General features: G+C 41.9%; 19 protein-coding genes and 1 tRNA gene. 7 read left to right on the forward strand and 13 right to left on the reverse strand.

The genetic code is table 11. From position 1 onward, the window contains the following. Positions 1-26: 26 nt before the first annotated feature. The 3 genes from AC1XUO_RS22380 to AC1XUO_RS22390 all read right to left on the reverse strand — a co-directional run bounded on the left by AC1XUO_RS22380 (position 27) and on the right by AC1XUO_RS22390 (position 2,314). Positions 27-386 carry a DUF4907 domain-containing protein gene (locus AC1XUO_RS22380; protein ID WP_483332020.1) on the reverse strand — a complete coding sequence of 120 codons (360 nt, stop codon included), beginning with the start codon at positions 384-386 and terminating at the stop codon, positions 27-29. A gap of 3 nt (positions 387-389) precedes the next feature. Then, complete coding sequence (locus AC1XUO_RS22385; RefSeq protein ID WP_483332021.1) at positions 390-1,424, reverse strand: Kelch repeat-containing protein; 1,035 nt, start codon at positions 1,422-1,424, stop codon at positions 390-392. Between the two features lie 161 nt (positions 1,425-1,585). Then, complete coding sequence (locus AC1XUO_RS22390; RefSeq protein ID WP_483332023.1) at positions 1,586-2,314, reverse strand: LytR/AlgR family response regulator transcription factor; 729 nt, start codon at positions 2,312-2,314, stop codon at positions 1,586-1,588. A gap of 163 nt (positions 2,315-2,477) precedes the next feature. Between AC1XUO_RS22390 and AC1XUO_RS22395 the strand changes: the two genes are divergently transcribed. Further along, the gene (locus AC1XUO_RS22395; protein WP_483332024.1) at positions 2,478-3,875 is read left to right on the forward strand and encodes a DUF4270 family protein; all 1,398 of its coding nucleotides are present in this window, start codon (positions 2,478-2,480) and stop codon (positions 3,873-3,875) included. Between the two features lie 100 nt (positions 3,876-3,975). Here AC1XUO_RS22395 and AC1XUO_RS22400 read toward each other — a convergent pair whose 3' ends face one another. The 6 genes from AC1XUO_RS22400 to AC1XUO_RS22425 all read right to left on the reverse strand — a co-directional run bounded on the left by AC1XUO_RS22400 (position 3,976) and on the right by AC1XUO_RS22425 (position 8,157). Continuing rightward, positions 3,976-4,878 (reverse strand): bestrophin family protein, encoded by a 903-nt coding sequence (locus tag AC1XUO_RS22400; protein WP_483332025.1) that lies wholly within the window; start codon positions 4,876-4,878, stop codon positions 3,976-3,978. Between the two features lie 120 nt (positions 4,879-4,998). Beyond that, complete coding sequence (locus tag AC1XUO_RS22405; protein ID WP_483332027.1) at positions 4,999-5,421, reverse strand: response regulator; 423 nt, start codon at positions 5,419-5,421, stop codon at positions 4,999-5,001. 285 nt (positions 5,422-5,706) lie between these two features. Further along, positions 5,707-6,081, reverse strand: coding sequence for a hypothetical protein (locus AC1XUO_RS22410; protein WP_483332029.1), 375 nt, complete (start codon positions 6,079-6,081; stop codon positions 5,707-5,709). A 119-nt stretch (positions 6,082-6,200) separates the two neighbouring features. Beyond that, positions 6,201-6,275: transfer RNA gene (locus tag AC1XUO_RS22415), tRNA-Val, on the reverse strand. Positions 6,276-6,296: 21 nt separating this feature from the next. Then, positions 6,297-7,613 (reverse strand): MFS transporter, encoded by a 1,317-nt coding sequence (locus AC1XUO_RS22420; protein WP_483332031.1) that lies wholly within the window; start codon positions 7,611-7,613, stop codon positions 6,297-6,299. A gap of 91 nt (positions 7,614-7,704) precedes the next feature. Next, positions 7,705-8,157 (reverse strand): hypothetical protein, encoded by a 453-nt coding sequence (locus AC1XUO_RS22425; protein WP_483332033.1) that lies wholly within the window; start codon positions 8,155-8,157, stop codon positions 7,705-7,707. A gap of 177 nt (positions 8,158-8,334) precedes the next feature. Between AC1XUO_RS22425 and AC1XUO_RS22430 the strand changes: the two genes are divergently transcribed. Together AC1XUO_RS22430 and AC1XUO_RS22435 are read left to right on the forward strand one after the other, a co-directional pair. Then, a complete protein-coding gene (locus tag AC1XUO_RS22430) occupies positions 8,335-9,957 on the forward strand; it encodes a T9SS type A sorting domain-containing protein (protein WP_483332035.1) in 1,623 nt (540 codons plus the stop codon). After that, positions 9,957-11,966 (forward strand): thioredoxin domain-containing protein, encoded by a 2,010-nt coding sequence (locus AC1XUO_RS22435; RefSeq protein WP_483332036.1) that lies wholly within the window; start codon positions 9,957-9,959, stop codon positions 11,964-11,966. Before AC1XUO_RS22430 ends, AC1XUO_RS22435 begins: the two co-directional genes overlap by 1 nt. Positions 11,967-12,023: 57 nt before the next feature. Here the strand turns inward: AC1XUO_RS22435 and AC1XUO_RS22440 are convergent, their stop codons facing one another. After that, on the reverse strand, positions 12,024-12,524 hold the full coding sequence (locus tag AC1XUO_RS22440) for a DinB family protein (protein ID WP_483332038.1): 501 nt from the start codon (positions 12,522-12,524) through the stop codon (positions 12,024-12,026). An 85-nt stretch (positions 12,525-12,609) separates the two neighbouring features. Continuing rightward, on the reverse strand, positions 12,610-13,131 hold the full coding sequence (locus AC1XUO_RS22445) for a DUF6265 family protein (RefSeq protein ID WP_483332039.1): 522 nt from the start codon (positions 13,129-13,131) through the stop codon (positions 12,610-12,612). 93 nt (positions 13,132-13,224) lie between these two features. Here AC1XUO_RS22445 and AC1XUO_RS22450 point away from each other — a divergent pair, with 93 nt between their 5' ends. The 4 genes from AC1XUO_RS22450 (at position 13,225) to AC1XUO_RS22465 (ending at position 17,203) form a co-directional block, all read left to right on the forward strand. Beyond that, the gene (locus AC1XUO_RS22450) at positions 13,225-13,785 is read left to right on the forward strand and encodes a hypothetical protein (protein WP_483332040.1); all 561 of its coding nucleotides are present in this window, start codon (positions 13,225-13,227) and stop codon (positions 13,783-13,785) included. Positions 13,786-13,910: 125 nt separating this feature from the next. Beyond that, positions 13,911-14,834 (forward strand): hypothetical protein, encoded by a 924-nt coding sequence (locus tag AC1XUO_RS22455; RefSeq protein ID WP_483332042.1) that lies wholly within the window; start codon positions 13,911-13,913, stop codon positions 14,832-14,834. Positions 14,835-14,856: 22 nt separating this feature from the next. Beyond that, positions 14,857-16,425, forward strand: coding sequence for a vanadium-dependent haloperoxidase (locus tag AC1XUO_RS22460; protein WP_483332044.1), 1,569 nt, complete (start codon positions 14,857-14,859; stop codon positions 16,423-16,425). 136 nt (positions 16,426-16,561) lie between these two features. Further along, positions 16,562-17,203 carry a hypothetical protein gene (locus AC1XUO_RS22465; RefSeq protein WP_483332046.1) on the forward strand — a complete coding sequence of 214 codons (642 nt, stop codon included), beginning with the start codon at positions 16,562-16,564 and terminating at the stop codon, positions 17,201-17,203. 74 nt (positions 17,204-17,277) lie between these two features. Here AC1XUO_RS22465 and AC1XUO_RS22470 read toward each other — a convergent pair whose 3' ends face one another. Further along, complete coding sequence (locus AC1XUO_RS22470; protein WP_483332048.1) at positions 17,278-19,440, reverse strand: xanthine dehydrogenase family protein molybdopterin-binding subunit; 2,163 nt, start codon at positions 19,438-19,440, stop codon at positions 17,278-17,280. Between the two features lie 26 nt (positions 19,441-19,466). After that, positions 19,467-19,958, reverse strand: coding sequence for a (2Fe-2S)-binding protein (locus AC1XUO_RS22475; protein WP_483332050.1), 492 nt, complete (start codon positions 19,956-19,958; stop codon positions 19,467-19,469). Positions 19,959-19,998 lie beyond the last annotated feature (40 nt).

Below are 19,998 nucleotides of genomic sequence, written 5' to 3' on the forward strand. Positions count from 1 at the left end.
GCTTTTGGTCATTATTTTATCTGCTGTTAGTGTTGGTATTGAATCCCCAAACTATCCAATTCTTCTCTTGAAACAGATGGCGGGAATACTCCTTTATTCAATTTTTTCACTACCAGTTCACCTGTTTTAAGCGCTTCCTGTTTGGAATTAAACCCGATGTTGCCTGGCAAGCCGGGAATAATTTTCTGCTCGATCACAGGCACGGTATCCTGAGTGATCCTGTACCCCCAGGTGCTGTCAAGTTGAATTGCAGACACCTTGTAATCGCGAAGACCTTCGCTGCTTGCATTTTTCTTTTTCCCATCACAGGAAGAAAGAAAAGCTGCGGCAGTGAAGGCCCACGTGCAGATCAGAGCAGATCTGAAAATATTTGACTTTTTGATCACTTCTTAGTTATCGTCGTCGTCTACGGCTGCGTCTGGATTGAAACCCCAGAAATCATCAACAGGTGTAGAACTTGCAAGTCCTGTTCCGAAATAACCAACATTATTGATCACGAAACCTGCTGCATATCCACGTGTTCCGCCTTCAAAATTTGTTTTTTCAACCCAGGTATCAGAAGTTGGGTTATACTCCCAGCAATCCGAATTTGCAGTTCCACCGACAACATATGCTTTCTCATTAATTACAAGCGCAAAACCATTTGAACGAACTGGTGGGAAATCACCTTCGTCGTCGTCAAAGGCAGTTTTTTGTGTCCAGGTTCCTTTTCCGCTGGTTCCACCTGGAACGAATTGATACAAATCTCTCACTGTTTCAGCCGAGTTATTGATCCCGAAACCTATATAACCTGTTCCACCGATTGTGAACGCAGTTGCACTTCTTCTTTTCCCACCAAGGAATGTAGCAACTTCAGTCCAGGTATCCGTTGTTGGGTTATATTCGTAAAAGTCCTGATAAACACCTGATGCATTGTATCCAAGACCTACATATCCTTTATCACCAATTGAGAATGCAGAGGCATACTGACGGGGAACGCCTGCAAAATCAGCTACTGCTTTCCATTTGTTCGTTGCGGGATCGTATTGCCAGAAATCTTTCTTGTATCCGTTGTCAACCGTGGTAACTCCGTCATAACCTGTTCCAACATAAGCTTTTCCTCCTGCTACAAATGAAACTGCATCATTTCTTGCCGCCCCCGTGAATTCAGCAACCTGTGACCATATTTTGCCATCAGCGTCATATTGCCAGAAATCTTTTACTCTTGGAACGCTTTCTCTGGTATATCCTGTACCAATGTAACCTTTGTTATTAATCATAAAGCTTACTGCTCCATAACGGGGAATACCTCCGAAAGATGGTACGTCTCTTTTATACCAGTTTCCAACTAAATCTGGATCAGCACTATCTCCGCAACCGAATTGGAATAATGCGGTCGAAGCAATTAGAAGGGTTAACGATGACTTTTTTAAGGTATTAAACATGGAAAAAATTCTGGTTTGACTAATTAATACAAATGAATACAAAAATGTTGGTATACTAAGGATAAAAAAAATAATTGCGATAAGATGACCGAATGTGTAGATGAAGAGACATCCGGACCAAATCTACTGCAAACATAACATCTTGGAATTGCTTAGAAAAATTATATATTTACTTTTTGCCTAAAAGTTTCATAATAGCCGTCACTGATAGGTACTGTATTTTGTCCGATTTTGATGCGTTGGCTTCTTATTATGTCAATTTTATCAATCGAAACAATGTACGATTTGTGTACTCTGAAAAACAGATTCTTCGGCAGTTTTTCTTCCAATCCTTTCATAGTCATCCTGGTAATGACCGGATTGGGCTGATTTACGAAATATATTTTCAGGTAATCTTTTAACCCTTCAATATAACTCACATCGGATAATTTAATTTTCACAAGCGAGTAATCTGAGGTTACAAATAAATATTCAGCGTTTGCAAAATAGGCTTCTGAAAGAGTATTTCTTCCGTCCCTAAAGCAAATTAAACTAAAAAGTTCATGTGCTTTATCGGCCGCTTTCCAAAACCGTTCTATCGGAATCGGTTTTAAAAGGTAATCTAAAACATCCAGGTTAAAGGCTTCTAACGCAAAAATATCCTTATTTGTTGTAATAATAACCCGGGTACTGTAAGATAAACTTTTCAGAGCATGAAGGCCGACCAAACCACAATTTTCAATATCAAGAAATAGAAGGTCTACTTTTTGCGTTCTAAGGATGCTGGCAGCATCTTCGGAAAAAGCGAAAGTGCCAATTAAATTAAAAAATGGAATACTGTTAATATGCTGACCCAAAACTGTTGAATCGTGTTTATTTTTATCAATGACAATACAATTAATCTTCCTCATATGTACTTTAAATGCAAATTGTCGATGTAATATTTAACCATACGTGTAAGCCGGCGATTTTGTTGCATCTCTTTTTGGTCTACACATTTTGTCTGTTTGTCTAATTCCTTTTGTTATTCGGGTTATATCTGATATTTTTGCATTTTTACTGTTCTTGCGCTCAATGAAATTTACTCATTATTCTTTTAAAGGATTATTTTCGCCGGTTTCCAGCTTACTAGCCGGATTATATTTGTGCGTTTCACTATCAGGTTGCCAATCAGGTGATGAAATTAATGCATTGGAACAAACCAACCCAGACGATTTTCTGGTGTTGTTTTCTGATACGACTACTGTAAAACTTTCCACGGTTGCCTGGGATTCTACGATGACCGGCGGTGCTGGCCGTATGCTTATCGGACGGTATGTTGACCCGTTTTTTGGGAACATGCAATCTGCTGCGTATTTCCAACCTACGCTGGTTACCGCTTTCACCCTCCCTGAAAAAGCAGTTTACGACTCTCTGGTATTGAAGCTTCCGTACGATACTTATTATTACGGAGACACAACCAAAACGCTGAACTTTTCGGTTCATACACTCCAGGCTGATATACTGGTTAAAAGCAGTTACTTTAATAATAACACAACGACTTTTGATGAGACGCCAATTGGCAAGAAAAGTTTTAGGCCTTCGCCAAACCAAACTAACTCACTCAGGATCAAACTTGATGATGTGTTAGGGAAAAAGATTTTTGATCAGAGTGTTGCGAATCTTTTGACTACCAATGAACAGTGGATCAATATCGTTAAAGGTCTTGTTGTGATGGCTGATGCGAAGGACGATGCGTCGGTAGTTGGTTTTAAAACCAGCAGTGACAGTACCCTGGTTGAGCTTCACTACCATACAGAAGAAAAGGACGGTGTTAACAAGGCGGTTGGTACATTTAAGGTAACAGCTGAATACAACCAGATTCTCGCCAACAGAGCAGGAACTGAGCTTGCGACACTCCCTGTCAACAGCAGAACTTCCTTGCCTTCTGAAAAGTCAGGAAATAAAGTTTTTATTCAGGGTGGTGTGGGGCTGATGGCAAGAGCTGATTTTCCCACGCTGCGAGGCTTAAAAGATGTAAAATATTCCGTTCCAAACCGGGCCTTTCTAAGGATTACACCTTACAAAAACTCCGTGGTTAAAGGTATTTTCGGTGCGCCTCCAACAATACACGTCTATTATTGTGACAAAAACAACCAGTTTATAACATCTAATGGCCAGCCAATTCCCTTGTCTACCCTGGGCGGTACTACACAACCGGCTGCTGTTGTTGGCAAATATATTAATGACCTGTTCACGAATACCGAATACTACGAGTTTGATGTAAGTTCACAATTTACCTCAATTCTTGCCAGCGAGTCTGCCGACGCAAACGGATTGTTGTTTATCACATCTGCTTTGGGCGCAAGCACGTTTCCTGAAACACAGACCGAGTTTTCTCAGAGCCTTACACGTCTTGTTATTGGTGATCAAAAAAATACGGTGGAGCCTGGTGCAAAATTGCAACTTTACTATACTACGCTGAAGCCTTAATCGGTAGATAGAGCTCCATTCATATAAAAATCGAAAGCGGTTCAGGAATATCCTGGACCGCTTTCGATTTTTATTTCGTTCAAAAAATTTTCGGAGTGAATTACATCACATAACCATCCTTAGGTAAAATCTTATCCGGAATAAGCGGTGCATCAATAAGCTGCAAAAGATTGATTTCAATGGTTCTTGAAAGCGATGTCATCGGGATATCGTTGTGATTTCCTTCGAACGGGCTCTGCATAACGTAAGAAATACCTTCAACATAAAAGAACAAAAATGATATCAGGAAAGTGATGGGAATGGCTATTCTCCCCAAACTTTCGATAAGCCCCATCGGCAAAATCAAAGTGAAAAGAAAGATGATAAAATGAACGAAGAAACTATACTGCGTAGGAAAAATTGTATTCTTAATTCTTTCACACTGCCCCATCGAATCGCATAAGCGACTTAATGTATCATCGATATTCTGAAAAAAAAGTGTGCTTAAATATTGCTTGTCGTAAGCATAATTCAATCTTTCCTGAATCAGAAAAAGTATAGCATTGGGAATATTATCGTGTCGCGATACGTAATCGAGCTCTTGTTCTGTCAGATGCAAATGCGCATTGATCAGCACAGATTCGCGTCTGAGACTGTTGCATAGCGCATAACACCAGGCAATCTGAAGATGCGTTATATTTTCAACAATTGCTTTTTTTTCCTCCGGCTCAGTTTTAATAAATGAAAGCGATTGGCGGATCAGCGTCCTGCTATCATTGACAATGGCACCCCAGGATTTTCGGGCTTCCCACCAGCGGTCGTAAGCAGAGTTGGTTCTGAAACCTAACAAAAGCGAAAGAGCCGTGCCGACAACAGAAATAATAGAGATCGGAAAAATGAGAAAATGCCAGCCTTGATATTGGTAAAGGTAAAAAACAAGCGCAGCATAGGCAGTAACAGCGAGCACACCAGGCCAAATTCCTTTTAAAAGGCGCCAAACAGAAAAAACTTCCTTAACGTACATTTAATTATTATTAGTAGTATTGAGTGAGGATAAATATTGTACCAAGGTCGTTTATCCGGTATGCGAAGACGAAGTCAGGGAGAAATTGACTCAATGTTGAAGTAAAAAAACCGCAAGTTATTAATCATTTAGTAGGCTGGAACCGCTTCTAAAAAACCTGTTGAAGATATTTTTGGCAATATCAATCAGTGCCCTGAAATTATTTGGCTTGGTTAAAAACTCATCGGCTCCCGCGTCCAGTGCTTTTTTGGCAAGTTCGGGATTATCAGACGTTGAAAGCATTACCGTGGGAACCTCTGCGAGCTCCGGATCAGCCTTCATGGCCAGGATCGTTTCTATGCCATTCATCTTTGGCATATTCATATCAAGGACCACGACAGTATCCGTAAGGTCGTCTGAATTTTTTATATTGTCGATAAGCTCTACACCATCCTCAGACTCCACAACGTTCACGCCCGGATTAGCTTCCTCCAAAGCCTCTTTCATCAGCATTCTGTCATCCTCGTCATCATCTGCGAGATGAACCGTTTTGTTTTCGTCCATTTCGTATAAAACTCTCTACATGAAAGCATAAGTTTAAGCAAAAATACGAATAATTCAGATAGGAATAATATTCTGAGCTATTATTGCGAAAACGCCTACGTGTATTCTATCCAGTTAAGTGCGCATCTTTGAAATAAAACATGTCGTTGGTCTGTATACTGAAAGGATTTGCAAAAAAAGATTCTGTTCAACAACCGGCAAGCCAAATTCGACAAGTTGCCGGAAATTGATTATTTATCTGTTTCAAATAGTATTGAACCACTTGTCGACGGCATTTGCCAGCTATTACCGATTCAAAAGTTTGTGAAATCTTCTGAACCTGAATATAAAAAAATCCAGTAGCTCTTCCTTTGACGAAGTGAAGAAAGGCTTTTCTTCCACGTCTCCCCATAAAATAAACGACAATTCTTCATCCGGATTTTTCAGAAAATGAAAATAGACTGTTATTTTATTTTCATGACCCTCCCCTTCTGCAATGACAAAAGGCTCACGGATCACACGATCGATATGAATACCGATTTCATGATATGTATGCTGGTCGAATTGCGGGTCGAATCGCTCGTAAAATTGACTTATTACAAAGTCGTAGTCGATGCCGCTTGCCGGAAAAACATCAGATTGAAAAAAATTTAAAAGTTGTTCGCGTGTTGGTCGCTGCATGACAGTAAATTATGAACCCGTGATTGACGTATCATCTTCTACCACGAAAGCAGATTGAAACGATTTAAACAACAAAAAACTGCGATACCGAAGCACCGCAGTTTTAACGGAAATTCCCGTAGGACGTAGCGGGCTCGAACCGCTGACCTCCGCCCTGTCAAGGCGGCACTCTGAACCAACTGAGCTAACATCCTGATTATGGTTCCAAATATATATCAATTAACTTTTGTCTGCAATCCGAACCTGTAAACTTTTTGCGATGGAATTCTGGAAAGGAGAATCAGGCCGATCACAAAGATAAAAAGCAAGGCAAGAATACTGTTTCTCATACTGCCAGTGACCTGTTCAACGGCACCATAGATGAATGTTCCAATCATAATCGCAAACTTTTCAGTCACGTCATAAAAACTGAAAAACGAAGCGGTATCAACAGTATTTTCCGGAATAAGTTTTGAATAGGTAGCTCTGGAAAGTGATTGAATTCCACCCATGACCATGCCTACGGCGCAGGCAATCAAGTAAAATTCACTGGCTTCTGTCGTATAATAAGCACCAGCACAAATGAAAATCCAAATGGCCACACCGATCATTAGCGCATAAATATTCCCGATTCGGGAAGAAATCCATGCAAACAAATAAGAACCGGCAATGCCTACCAGCTGGATCAGCAGCACAGTGATAATCAGGCTTTGAGAAGGAAGTTTCAATTCAGTGGCGCCGAAAATTGTTGCCACATACATAACCGTCCTTAACCCCATGGTATACACGAAAAATGCAAGCAGGAACTTAGCAAGATAAGGCTGTTTTCTCAGCTCGGCATAAACTTTACCTAGCTCGGAAAACCCATTGAAGAGCCAATTCTTAACCGGCTTTCTGCCCTGAATACTTGACGGAAGATAATGAAAAGGAATCTGTGCAAACAGTATCCACCAAACGCCCACCGTAAAAAACGAGATCCGGGCAGGCATTGCCTTATCCGAAATTCCATAAAATGAAGGTGCCAGAACCATACTCAGATTGAACAACAACAAAATTACGCTACCCAAATATCCCATGGAAAATCCTCTTGCGCTTACCCTGTCAAAGTTTTCTTCGGTAACAATTTCAGGAAGATAGGAATCATAAAAAACGATACTCCCGCTCCATCCTATCAAACTCAGCGCGAAGATTAAAACAGAAAAATTAAGCGTGTCTTTTGTAAAGAAAAACAGCAGCATGCAACTTATCGCGCCGAGGTAACAAAAGAATTGCATAAACCTCTTTTTATGTCCTGTAAAATCTGCAATGGCTGTGCAAACCGGGATTAAAAGTGCTGTAAACAAAAAAGAAGCTGAAACTGTGTAAGAAAAAAGCACCGAACTCTTAACGGCTAACCCGAAGAAATTTACAATTCCCGTCCCGGCAGAAGCATTCATGGCTGCCGCGGAAAAATAAACAGGAAATATACTCGAAACGATAACCAGGGCGTGAACAGAGTTGGCCCAGTCGTACATACACCAGGCATTTATTATCTTGGGGTTATTCTTTTGCATAGAAGAAATTTTGATGCAAAATAAGAAAAGCGGCAGATTAAATCCGCCGCTTTTCTTACAATATTTATAAAGGCCAGTTTTATTAACCGTTTTAGATCACAGGCTCAAAAACCATATAGGTTTCTGTGTCAACGCCACCAACGGGCATTATTCTTTTCAATCTCAGTTTACTATTGGTAAGTTCTGCAACCGTAAATTTTCCGGAGAATCCGCTCACTGCAATATCCAGCGTTGTTGAATCGTCAAGCAGATACCATGTTCCACCGTTCAATACCTGGCTCGTTTTACGTTCCAACGCCTTTGTTACGTTGTTGGCCAAAAACTGAATGTCCATATAATCAGCAATCGCTTTGGTTTCCTCATTTAGCTGAGAGACAGCAATTGCCTTCCCATTCAGGTCTGTAACCGAAGTCATACGCCACGGATAATTTACAAGAATTTTGCTCTTTTCCGTCGGCTTCGCAGGATCGTCACTATCTTTACTGCAAGAACCTAGCAGAAATAAAATAGCAAATACGGCAACAAGATTAATTAATCGATTCATTTTTGCGTTTTTAAAGTATCAGTTTTGGCTAAACCAGCCATTCCTTCGCGGAATCTTAGAATAATTAAATTAACTATTCCTCGGCTTGTATTGCAAAATTAACGATTTGTTTCATCAATTCTTATCGAAGACCATACAAATATGTCATCAAAAAATTTACACATTAAAATTATACTATTGATAATCAGCTCAGTCCATTGTTTTGCGCAGGATTGTCAGCCATCTTATATTTATACACCGGTTACAACAAATAATAAAATTGAGTGGGGTAAGTTCCCTGAATTCACTTTACCATTCAAGATTATTTATAACGGACCCCGTTTTGGTGACACCGAATCTGCTCCCCTGAAACATGGTTTCAGCCATCTGGCTTTGTTCAGTGGCAATGAAGGAAATACGCTTCCGGCGAAAAACAGGGCAATGCTTTGGAACAGTGTTGCAACCATAGCGGAAAACCAGCCATGGGGTATGGATGCAATCAGAAGTCCATGGGGAAATGATACAATCACTTACAAAAGGCTTTGGGATCAGTATCTGACCAATATGGCCAATACTTTCAACGACTCGTACGGAACCGGCGTACCCAAAGCTGACGTGATTTGTCTTGACGTTGAAAGAATGCTGACCGAGGACCGCGATATTTTAAGATTAAAAGCAAATCCCGTCATTCCTGCCAATTACCGAAATTTGTCTGATGCAGATTTTCTATCCACCTACAAGCGGGATATTCGTTGGTGGTATACCGAGGCGATCAATCATTTACAGAGTAAAGGACTTGATGCTTCAACCACAGTGACCAGTTACAGCGATGTTCCTGTAAGAGCGACCTGGCTGAATATTGAAAGTAACAGCTGGCAGGACTGGACCACTAATCCGGCCAGAACGCATTATCTGACCCAGGATAATTCCGGGAAATTGGGCGGCACTTTTTATAATGCGATGAACGGCCTTACGCCTTCCCCTTATTATTATTACGGTTATGAAAGCCCAATTGGCAAGGATTATCTGACGTATTTATTGTTTCAGATAGAAGTCAATAAAGCGTGGAGCGACAAGCCGATCATACCTTTTGTCTGGATGCGGATTCATGACAGCTTCGATCCAACAGTACCGCTGATTCAGCCATTTCAGGCGCAGGCGACTGCGATTTTCCCGTTTTTTTCAGGAGCAAAAGGGCTCTGGCTTTGGGAAAACAGCTTCTATGATACTTCACGTGACGAGAATTATACCGTATATGAAAATTTTATCTACGGACTGTATAGGCTTTCTGAATTTAAAGATATGTTTGAAGGGAATTACGAACTTGTGATCCCCACGTCCGCGCGAGATCTTATGACCTCCAAACGTCCCGTATGGCGTGGTGTGGTGAAAGACGGAAATATTTTGATCGCTGCACAAAACCCATACGCTGCCGACAATGCAGAAACAAGTGTAACGCTTTCACATCAAAACTGGGTAAAAACGATAAAGCTGAAAGGTAAAGAAGTTTTTCTCTGCAAGTTCGACCTCAGTCAGGATAATTCGTCAACTGAGCCAACAATCACCGAGGCATTTTTATATCCAAACCCAACAGTAACATCGGATTCAAAAATCCGGATGACGGGAATTAATGGCGTCACGGACGTAGCTTTTGCCTTACTTGACAAGAATGGCACGGTCATTTTAGAGCGCACACTTCAATCATTGGTTGGGGAAACAGACCAGCCCATTGAATTGCCGTCTTTAACAACCGGCCTTTATTTTGCCCGTTTTAAAAGCCGGAACAAAACTATTACTCAGAAAATAATCATCACCAGATAATGAACCGTCTTAGCCAGGAAACCAGCCCATACTTATTGCAGCACGCGAATAATCCTGTGGATTGGTATCCGTGGGGCGATCTTGCATTGCAAAAAGCAAGGTCAGAAAACAAACCGATTTTGGTAAGTATCGGTTATTCGGCCTGTCACTGGTGCCACGTGATGGAACGTGAAAGTTTCGAGCACGACAATGTGGCCGAGATCATGAACGAATATTTCGTTTGCATAAAGGTCGATCGCGAGGAGCGGCCTGACGTGGATGCTGTATACATGGACGCTCTCCAGGCTATGGGAACGCGCGGTGGATGGCCCTTAAATGTTTTTCTTTTGCCCGACGCAAAGCCATTTTATGGCGTCACCTATCTCCCACCGCAAAACTGGGTGCAGCTTTTAAAAAGTGTCCACAATGCTTTTACAAATCACTTTGACGAGCTTGCAAGTTCAGCAGAGGGATTTGTTGAAAATATGGTCCGGTCTGACATTGAGAAATACGGGCTTGCTGCGTCATCAGATGCCTATACGGTTGAAGCGCTGGATGAAATATTTGAAAAATTAAAGCAAAATTTTGATACCGTTAAAGGTGGAATGGACCGGGCTCCAAAATTTCCGATGCCTTCCATTTACAAATTTTTGCTGCGTTATTTTGATATTACACAAAATCCGGAAGCGCTTGCACAGATCGAATTGACTTTGAACAGAATTGCTCTCGGTGGGATCTATGATCACGTCGGTGGCGGCTGGGCAAGGTATTCCGTCGATGATGAGTGGTTTATTCCGCATTTTGAAAAAATGCTTTATGACAATGCACAGCTCCTGGGAATTTTTTCCGAAGGTTATGCATTAACGCAGAATCCGTTATATGCTGAAAGAATTCATCAGACTATTTCCTGGCTGCAAAAAGAAATGTTGAGCCCAGAAGGCGGTTTTTATTCAGCACTCGATGCCGATAGTGAAGGTATTGAGGGGAAATTTTATATATGGAAAAAGGCAGAATTGAAGGAAATTCTGGGAAATGATTTTGACTGGTTTGCGAAATTATACAACATTAGTGCGCATGGAAATTGGGAGGATGGTTACAATCATCTACACTTGACCAACTACGTAACGCAAACTGCAAAAGCAGCCGGGATTTATGAGGAAGGTTTTGAGCAAAAATATAAAAACGTAATAGCAAAATTACTTGAAGAACGTGCCTCACGCATCAGGCCCGGGTTGGATGATAAAATTTTAGCTTCCTGGAACGGCCTGTTGGTCAAAGGCCTGACGACAGCATATCAGTCAACTGGTGATGAAAAAATCCGTAATCTGGCTATAAAGACAGGAATTTTCATTTCCGAAAAAATGAGCAAAAACGGTAGACTGTGGCATAGTTATAAAAACGGAAGAGCAAGCATTACTGCATTTTTGGAAGATTATGCTGCGGTCGTTGAAGGGTACCTGGGATTGTATCAGATCACCTTTGATGAACAATGGCTTAAAGAGGCTACAACGCTTACTGATTATACAATTGCCAACTTTTTTGATACATCGGAAGGTTACTTCTATTTTACAGACAGCGAAGCAGAGGCATTGATCGCCAGGAAAAAGGAGCTTTTTGATAATGTTATCCCAGCTTCCAATTCGATTATGGCTCAGAATCTGTATGTGCTTGGGAAAATGCTGGATCGCGCTGATTATTTAGCATTATCGGATCAGATGCTCTCTAAAATGAGCAGATTGATTTTGACAGACGTTCAGTGGGTCACCAACTGGGCTGCGCTTTATTGTCAGCGCGTGACGCCTACGGTAGAAGTTGTTATTGTTGGAGAAACAGCTGATGAAATCCGGAAGGATTTTGACCGCTTTTTTATTCCAAATAAAATAGTGGCTGGAACAACTACGTCTTCGACACTTCCATTGCTAGAAAACAGAACGCCGTTAAATAAGGAAACAGCAATTTATATCTGTCATAATAAAACTTGCCAGTTGCCCGTGACTTCGGTTGAGAAAGCACTGGAACTACTTCGTTAATTTGACGATATATTTTAAAAAAATAGGGCAGCATTTTTAACGAAGCTGCCCTATTTGTTATCGATCCAGAAGCGGAAAGTAGCGTTCGCGGATAACGCCCATATGGTGCATGGCATGGCCAATAATGACAAAGCCAAGCGCCAGCGCTGAAATTTCACTTTTGAATGCCACGCCGCTTCTTAATATCATTTCATCACTCATATTTTTGAATAGCAGTTCTGTCGATTGCCTGACCAAGGAAAATTCTTCCATTAGATCCTCAATCGTACGTTTATTCGCAATCGTGTTAGCGGCAAATAGGTCCTCTTCATAACCGGGCAGGACGGTATTATCATTTCTTGAAAAACGCAGCGCACGGTAACTCATAATTCTTTCAGTATCGATCACATGCTGCAAAATATCTTTGACAGTCCATTTTCCAGGAGTGTAAACCTGGTCGTTTACCATAATTAATTTTTCAATTTCCTGGTAAACTTTTTCCGGAGCATATTTTTCAAATGCTTCAAAAATGTCAATATCTTCAACCAGATTGATATACCTGTCAAAAAATTCAGGCATAGGGTTTATGTTCGATCGCTTCATCAGACAGGGCTTATTTCTTAAATATTAAAAACAAAAATCGAAAAATCTAATGAGCAATAATTTATTTTTTTTGCAAAACACGAGCATAGTTAAAATCTGATCGCTGGTTTTTACCTTCAATTTCTCCTTCTATATAAGCGTGCAGTACGTCACCTTTCGGGATAACATAAACGATCCTTTTTGGAAAGTCATGCTTCAGATTTTCAAAAATATAGTCACTATCGGTAACTTTTGAGAGGTGAAATAAAGTTTCTTTTCCATCATTTTCGCCGTCTACCCGCACTGCGTAGATAATTTGAAAATTTTGATCCTGTGCCAGTCTCACTCTTTCCAGAATAATAGTATCAGCACCGGCAATTTTGAAACTTTTCCCTTGCAGCTCGTTGTCTGAAACTTTGACCCAGGCTTCATATAAAACCCCATTTTTCTTCTCAGTCTTCCAGATACCCAGCAGGTTATCCAATTCTTGAAAATCTTCCTTAGAGAAAGTTTTCGCCTGCGCCGAACATTCGCAACAAGTAATTACAAAGATAATTGCTAAAAGACAGACTTGTCGAACAATTGGTATATTGATTAAAATCATAATAATTATTCTATTTTAAGTATAAAATTTTTGAACTGAACGAATCAAATTAGTGAATTATTTATTACATTTGGTTTACATTTCCCCTGAGACTTGAAAAAAATTGCTGTTATCGGCTTACTGGTGCTGTTGCTCTACAACATGTTTGGGCTCGCTACGGCTATTTTGTTGTTTGATAACAAGTATGAAGCTCCTTCAACTACTGCATCGGCTGGCGAATATGAGCTTTTAAAAGTATACATGCCATCCCTTCCCTATTCTTCCGACTGGGAAAATACCGACGGACTTGAAGGATTAATCAAAGCTAACGGTCAGTTTTACAATGCTACGCATGTCAAACACACCAATGACACTTTGTATGTAACTGTCAAATCGAATCAGGCAGCACGTGATCATTTCTTTGAACTGGCAGATAAAATGCAGTCCATGGCCGATCAGGCCAGCGAAAATCCTGAAAAAGCGAAGGATAAGGCTATGAAAATGCTGGATAATCTTTTGAAAAACTATGTTCAAAATCAGACTGCATTTGCTGTTTTTCGGCCGGCGACAGCTTTACAAAAAGTTATGGCGAATTACCCATCTGAACAGATAAAATATTTGTTCTGGGTTAGACAGCTGCAAACACCGCCGCCCGAAAACCACCTTCTTTCCTAAATTTTCATTCCGAAAATTTTCTTTCCAAGCCCTGGACAAATGTTCTATGGAGGCTTGCCTGTACCATAATAACCTCCTTTTACTGACTTGCAGATAATTCTGCGGTATTAATTGACCTATTTTATATGCTGAAAATTATACAATCAAAAATGCGTCTCTTGACATTGACAATTACTTTGTCATTTCTGGCAAGTTATGCCTTTGCGCAAATGCCTAATGACGCAATATATATGAACAAAGGCACTGCCTGCCTTGCTCTTTCCTACAATCATACCGCCTGGGACAAATATTGGGAGGGCACTACCAAGAGAGATAACCTGAATATTGGAACACAAACGACGCAAACGGCGATGGCGATGCTCGCTGTGGGCGTGACAAAAAATCTGAACGTCATTGTAGGCCTTCCTTATATCTGGACGCAAGCGAGCGCTGGTAATCTACAGTGGAACAAAGGTGTTCAGGATGTATCCGGGTGGCTTAAATATCGTTTCTTCAACCAGGGCGGACTTTCGCTGAACGCCGTTGTTGGCGGTTCGATACCTGTTACCAATTATGTTCCCGATTTCATGCCAATGTCGATCGGACTTCAATGCAAGACAGCTACGGGAAGGCTTGTTGTACGTTATAAACACAAAACCGGCATATATGCAACCGCGTTCGGAAGTTATATTTTAAGAAGTAAGATCAAGATCGACCGTGATTCTTACCTGATGGGTGAGACACTTTACAATACCAATGAAGTAAGTGTTCCCAATGCGTATGACTTGTCCGGACGTTTGGGTTATACCAATAAATTTCTTCAGACAGAAGTATTCGCTGAGTATGGTGCATGCACGGACGGTGATAATATCCGCCGCAATGCAATGCCTTTTCCAACTAACAATATGAAATCAACGGCTGTTGGTTTTTATGGCAAATTTCAACCGAAAAATCTTGGCTTCAACGTCAGGGTTGCGCGTGTCATTGATGGCGAAAACGTTGGCCAGGCGATGACCTATCAGGCAGGTATTTTATACCAGTTTGCGTATTTGAAATCGGCAAAAAAGTAAATCCCGTTATTATAGAAATCAGATGAAAAAATATATAAAATCAACACAAGTTTGGCCGGGAGTAATTTCATTGACAGGAAGTTTATTTCTTGCCATGACAATTTTCTCTTGCAGTAAATCAGTCAATGAGCCTTCTGCGGCAATTAATATACCCTCAACCATCGACGCGAACGCAGGAAACTGGAAGACCATCGTTTTGGCTTCGTCAGGTGAAATTATTGTTGCTGAGCCCAAATCAGAGACTTCCGCGGAATATTTGGCAGAAGTGAGCAAACTTAAGGAAACCGCTGGAGCAGTGACCGCTGCTCAGCGTGAGATCATTAACTATTGGGGAGCAGGTGCTTCATTCCGCTGGAACGAAATTGCCAGAGAATTGGCGGCGCGTTACAATAACCCGCCAGCACCGAATGCGGAAGGGAAATATCCCGTTCCTGATGCTGCAAACCCACTCGCGGACCCCAAGTTCCCGTTCGCAAACCCACCTTATACTGCAAGGGCTCTCGCATATCTTAGCGTTGCGCAGTATGATGCGTTGGTATCTGCCTGGAATTATAAATTCAAGTATAACCGCAAGGCTCCTTCCAGGACAGACGCTTCTATAAAAGCAGTTCTACCGGTTTCCGATCTTCCTACTTATCCATCCGAAGATGCCGTCGTAGCTGCCGCATCGTTCGAGATTTTAAAAGCGATGTTTCCCGGTGAAGTTCCTTTTCTGGAGGCAAAACTGGCAGAACATAAAAACAGCCGTCTTTGGGCAGGTATGAATGTAGAAAGTGATATCACTGCCGGAGATGCACTTGGAAAAGCTGTCGGACAGAAAATAATGGCTCGCGCCAAAGCTGATGGTATGGGTGCTGCAAACAATCAGGCAAAAACTCAGGAAATGATTGCCAATGCGGTAAAGTTAGGTATCGTTAAAACCTGGCAAAGTCAGGAGTTTCCGGCACGCCCTCCGATGCTGCCAACTTATGGTTTCGTTCAGCCCTGGAATTTTAATTCAGCGACAGTAGTTGCCTTGCGTCCAAAAGCACCGCCCGTAATAGACAGCCCGGAGTTCAAAGAAAACATGGACGAATTGCTTTCGATCGCAAAAAAACAAACGCGCGAACAGGCTCGTATTGCCAATTATTGGGCAGATGGCGTGGGTAGTTATACGCCTCCGGGACACTGGCATCGCAAAGCTGCGGCTTTGGCACATCAAAATAATTTCAGTGAAGTTCGGACAGCAAGAACATTCGCTTTGGTCGGAACAGCCATGCAGGATGCCGGCGTAGCATGCTGGGATGCTAAATTTTATTACTATTATCCGCGACCTAATCAGATGAATCTGGCAGTAAAAACTTCTGTTGGGCTGCCAAATTTCCCCTCATACACATCCGGCCATTCTATGTTCTCCGGTGCCGCAGCTGAAATTCTTTCTCATATTTTCCCGAAAAATAAAGAAGAACTTGAGGCAATGGCTGTTGAGGCATCCGTTTCTAGAATTTATGGACTTATCCACTACCGCTTTGATTGTGAAGAAGGATTGGTGACGGGCCATAAAGTTGGTAATTATGCCGTACAGCGCGCAATGACCGATGGTGCAGAATAAAACATCCTGTTTTTATATTATTCAATCTCAAAAACTGCCGGAGCTATACAAAACTCCGGCAGTTTTTTCTTGAAATTTTAACGACAAAATAGGGGCCTTTCAATTTTGGGTTGTCATAGAACCAAAACACCAGGTCATGAAAACACAACTTACAAAAATTACACTTCTGGCAATTATGCTAACCGCTTCGAGCACTTTCGCTCAGCAAGTTCAGACCGTATTCAAGGGCCATGGCATTAACAGGTCCGGCGGATATGCGGCCATCTCAAACAAATTCACAACGATCAACGGGGATTTTGCCAACATGCCGGAAATTTATGGAGGATGGTTTGTGAACAGCAAGCTTTTGATCGGAGCAAGTCTCGCCGCTACGACAAATTATATACCGGCACCTTACTCCTTCAATCAACCAACTGATCAGAAAATGACGTATCAATATGGACAATTTGGCCTTATGACTGAATACGTTTTTGCCTCCAATAAAGCGGTTCACCTCGTGGCCAATATGACAACGGGTGCGGGATTTACACTTCGTTATGATCGAAATGACTGGGACGATTTTGATGATTCGGACGAATGGGACGATGACGACCACAACGCAAACTGCTTCTTCGTGATCGAGCCTGGTGTACAATTGGAGATTAACCTTCTTAAATGGATGCGATTTGCTCCCGGCGTTTCTTACCGAAAAACATTTGGCGCGAAAGGAGATGGATTATCTGACTCTGATTTAAGTAACGTTTCTTACAATCTGACATTAAAATTCGGAAGGTTTTAAACAAATTTACCTCTAAAAGAAAATCGTCCCAAAGCTAGGTTTAGCTAGGGGACGATTTTTTATTACATTAACAACTATGCCAGATTGTTAATATCAAAAGGAAGTTTCCGCATTCTTTTTCCTGTCGCGGCAAAAATTGCATTACCCAGTGCAGGTGCAATCGGAGGTAGGCCTGGCTCTCCTACCCCACCCGGATTAGCGCCGCTGTCCACGATATGAATTTCCATTTTAGGCGTTTCATTCAGTCGCATGATATTATATTGATGGTAATTACTTTGATCACACACACCGTTCGTGAAGGTGATTCCATCCTTTATCGCAGCTGTGATACCCATGACAATATTGCCTTCTGTCTGGGCCTTTACGTTATCCGGATTGACATAATAACCACAATCGATCACCGTCACAACCTTATCGATTGTCACACCCTGATCTTTTTTTGTTACCGTGATACAGGTCGCCGAAATACTGTCAAATGATTTAAAAACGGCGATTCCTTTACCTTGTCCTTCGGAAAGTTTTTCTCCCCAGGCAGCTTTTTCGGCCAGCGTTTCAAGCACCTTTTTAAAGCGATCATCCTTAATCAGCTCCATCCGCGCTTTCAGAGGATCTTTTCCGGCAAGATGAGCCAGTTCATCAATAAAACATTCCTGTCCCCAGCCAAAATTAGAGGCATAAACCGAGCGCCACCAAACAATTGGAATATCCGTTTTGACGTTTGTCCAACTGATTTTTGATGCAGCCGGAAAGCTGTATTTGTTATTGTTCATACTGATTTCCTCACTCAGCCAGGGATCAGCCTCATCAGATTTCAAACCTTTAAAAACCTGACCAACAATCGATTCTCCTATGGCATGGTGATGATAACCTGTTATGTTTCCATTTTCTACAAAACCCTGCATATGGCTGAGCATACCCGGACGGTAGGGTCCTTGTGAAATATCGTCCTCACGTGTCCAGATTACCTTCACAGGTTTTTTCAGTTCCCGGGAAAGATGGCAGGCTTCCAGCAGAAAATCGTGATACGCCTTTCTGCCAAAAGCTCCACCCAGCAAAGTCACATTGATTTTTACTTTTTCGGGAGCTACTTTCAGGTACGCACAGACATCCCTCAGCGCCCAGTCAGGCCCTTGCACCGGTGCCCAGATTTCAACTGAACCATCATCTTTCACATGAACAATCGCATTTTCAGGCTCAATTGGCGCATGTGCTAAAAATGGTGTTTCATAATTTGCTTCCAGTTTCTTTTCAGCGGCAGCATATTTTGCAGAAAAATCTCCTTTTTCTTCGTAATTAATTCCATCCTTCTTAGCCGCTTCGTAGGTTTCAGTAAAGTATTTTTCCGTGCTGATCGTTTTTTCCAGATCGCCATTATCCCACTTCACATTCAGCGCTTTTTTCCCTTTCAGCGCTGCCCACCAGTTCGTTCCGATCACGGCTACCGCCTCCGAAGTCCTGTGCGGCATAGGTCTTTCCGTTTTTATAACTTTCAAAACCCCTTTCACCTTTTTCGCTTCTGCATCATCAATAGAAACAACTTTTCCATGAAGAGACGGCGAATGCAAAATACTGGCGTAGACCATACCGGGGATATCAACGTCAATACCGTAAACTGCCTTACCCGTAACCCGCTCAGGAACATCCAGACGTTTGTTATATTTTCCGATGATTTTAAAATCTTTCGGATCTTTTAATTTCGGATTTTTAGGTACTTCCAGTTTGGAAGCATCGTCTGCGAGTTCGCCATATCCAAGACTTCTTCCGGTCGGATTATGCACGATCGCGCCGTCTTTTGCAGCACATTCGCTTACTGGGACGTTCCAGCGTTTTGCCGCAGCTTCCGTTAGCATTTCACGCGCAGCGGCCCCCGCCTTACGGATAGGTTCCCAGAGCGATCTTACCGAACTACTACCGCCGGAAGTCTGATTTCCATATTTATCCTTTCCGTCACTCTGGGCAATTTTAACCTGGTCAAGGCTGACTTCAAGTTCCTCCGCCAGCAAAGACGGCACGGCCTGAGTAGATCCCTGGCCCATATCCGGACGAGGGTTGATGATGGTAATATTTCCGGCTGTGTCAATCACGATGAACGGATTAATCTCCAGTTTTAAAATGGCTGGAATTATTTTCTTTACCGTTGCATCTTTGGCCAATGAAGATATCCCCAGTGCGAGTCCGAAGGATGTCAGGCCGGTCGTTTTGAGAAAGTCGCGGCGTGTTGCTTTTATATTTTCCAATTTTAATATCGCTTTGAGTGAAGGAATTAATTCTTGCCAATGCCTTTTTCAGATACCTTGATCGTATCAGCTGCGCGGTGAATCGCTTTACGGATGCGATCGTACGTACCACAACGACAAAGATTTCCGCTCATCGCCGAGTCGATATCATCATCTGTCGGAGTCGGCTTTTCTTTTAGCAACGCTACCGCAGACATAATCTGCCCTGACTGACAATAACCGCATTGCGGCACTTGTTCTTCAATCCAGGCCTGTTGAATCGCATGAAGTTTAACGTCACCAATTCCTTCGATTGTTGTAATCTTCGTCGTTTTCGAGACACTCGAAATGGGTGTCTGGCATGAGCGGGCGGGCTGACCATCCAGATGAACTGTGCAAGCACCACAAAGCGCCATCCCGCATCCGAATTTGGTTCCCTTCAAATCGGCAAAATCCCTCAATACCCACAAAAGAGGCATATCAGGTTCCACATCGACCTTTATTTTTTTGTTGTTTACTGTTAAGTTATAATTCGCCATGGTGATATTGTTTCTATGCAGAAGAAGTATTAAAATTATA

The sequence above is a fragment of the Dyadobacter sp. HNCC25DJ186 genome (assembly GCF_056895235.1).

Bases quoted from the DNA above. Each gene is read 5' to 3' on its own strand.
- AC1XUO_RS22435 (WP_483332036.1), top strand. From the start codon at position 9,957: ATGAACCGTCTTAGCCAGGAAACCAGCCCATACTTATTGCAGCACGCG.
- AC1XUO_RS22445 (WP_483332039.1), bottom strand. From the start codon at position 13,131: ATGATTTTAATCAATATACCAATTGTTCGACAAGTCTGTCTTTTAGCA.
- AC1XUO_RS22390 (WP_483332023.1), bottom strand. From the start codon at position 2,314: ATGAGGAAGATTAATTGTATTGTCATTGATAAAAATAAACACGATTCA.
- AC1XUO_RS22410 (WP_483332029.1), bottom strand. From the start codon at position 6,081: ATGCAGCGACCAACACGCGAACAACTTTTAAATTTTTTTCAATCTGAT.
- AC1XUO_RS22425 (WP_483332033.1), bottom strand. From the start codon at position 8,157: ATGAATCGATTAATTAATCTTGTTGCCGTATTTGCTATTTTATTTCTG.
- AC1XUO_RS22405 (WP_483332027.1), bottom strand. From the start codon at position 5,421: ATGGACGAAAACAAAACGGTTCATCTCGCAGATGATGACGAGGATGAC.
- AC1XUO_RS22440 (WP_483332038.1), bottom strand. From the start codon at position 12,524: ATGCCTGAATTTTTTGACAGGTATATCAATCTGGTTGAAGATATTGAC.
- AC1XUO_RS22455 (WP_483332042.1), top strand. From the start codon at position 13,911: ATGCTGAAAATTATACAATCAAAAATGCGTCTCTTGACATTGACAATT.
- AC1XUO_RS22460 (WP_483332044.1), top strand. From the start codon at position 14,857: ATGAAAAAATATATAAAATCAACACAAGTTTGGCCGGGAGTAATTTCA.
- AC1XUO_RS22400 (WP_483332025.1), bottom strand. From the start codon at position 4,878: ATGTACGTTAAGGAAGTTTTTTCTGTTTGGCGCCTTTTAAAAGGAATT.
- AC1XUO_RS22420 (WP_483332031.1), bottom strand. From the start codon at position 7,613: ATGCAAAAGAATAACCCCAAGATAATAAATGCCTGGTGTATGTACGAC.
- AC1XUO_RS22475 (WP_483332050.1), bottom strand. From the start codon at position 19,958: ATGGCGAATTATAACTTAACAGTAAACAACAAAAAAATAAAGGTCGAT.
- AC1XUO_RS22395 (WP_483332024.1), top strand. From the start codon at position 2,478: ATGAAATTTACTCATTATTCTTTTAAAGGATTATTTTCGCCGGTTTCC.
- AC1XUO_RS22465 (WP_483332046.1), top strand. From the start codon at position 16,562: ATGAAAACACAACTTACAAAAATTACACTTCTGGCAATTATGCTAACC.
- AC1XUO_RS22385 (WP_483332021.1), bottom strand. From the start codon at position 1,424: ATGTTTAATACCTTAAAAAAGTCATCGTTAACCCTTCTAATTGCTTCG.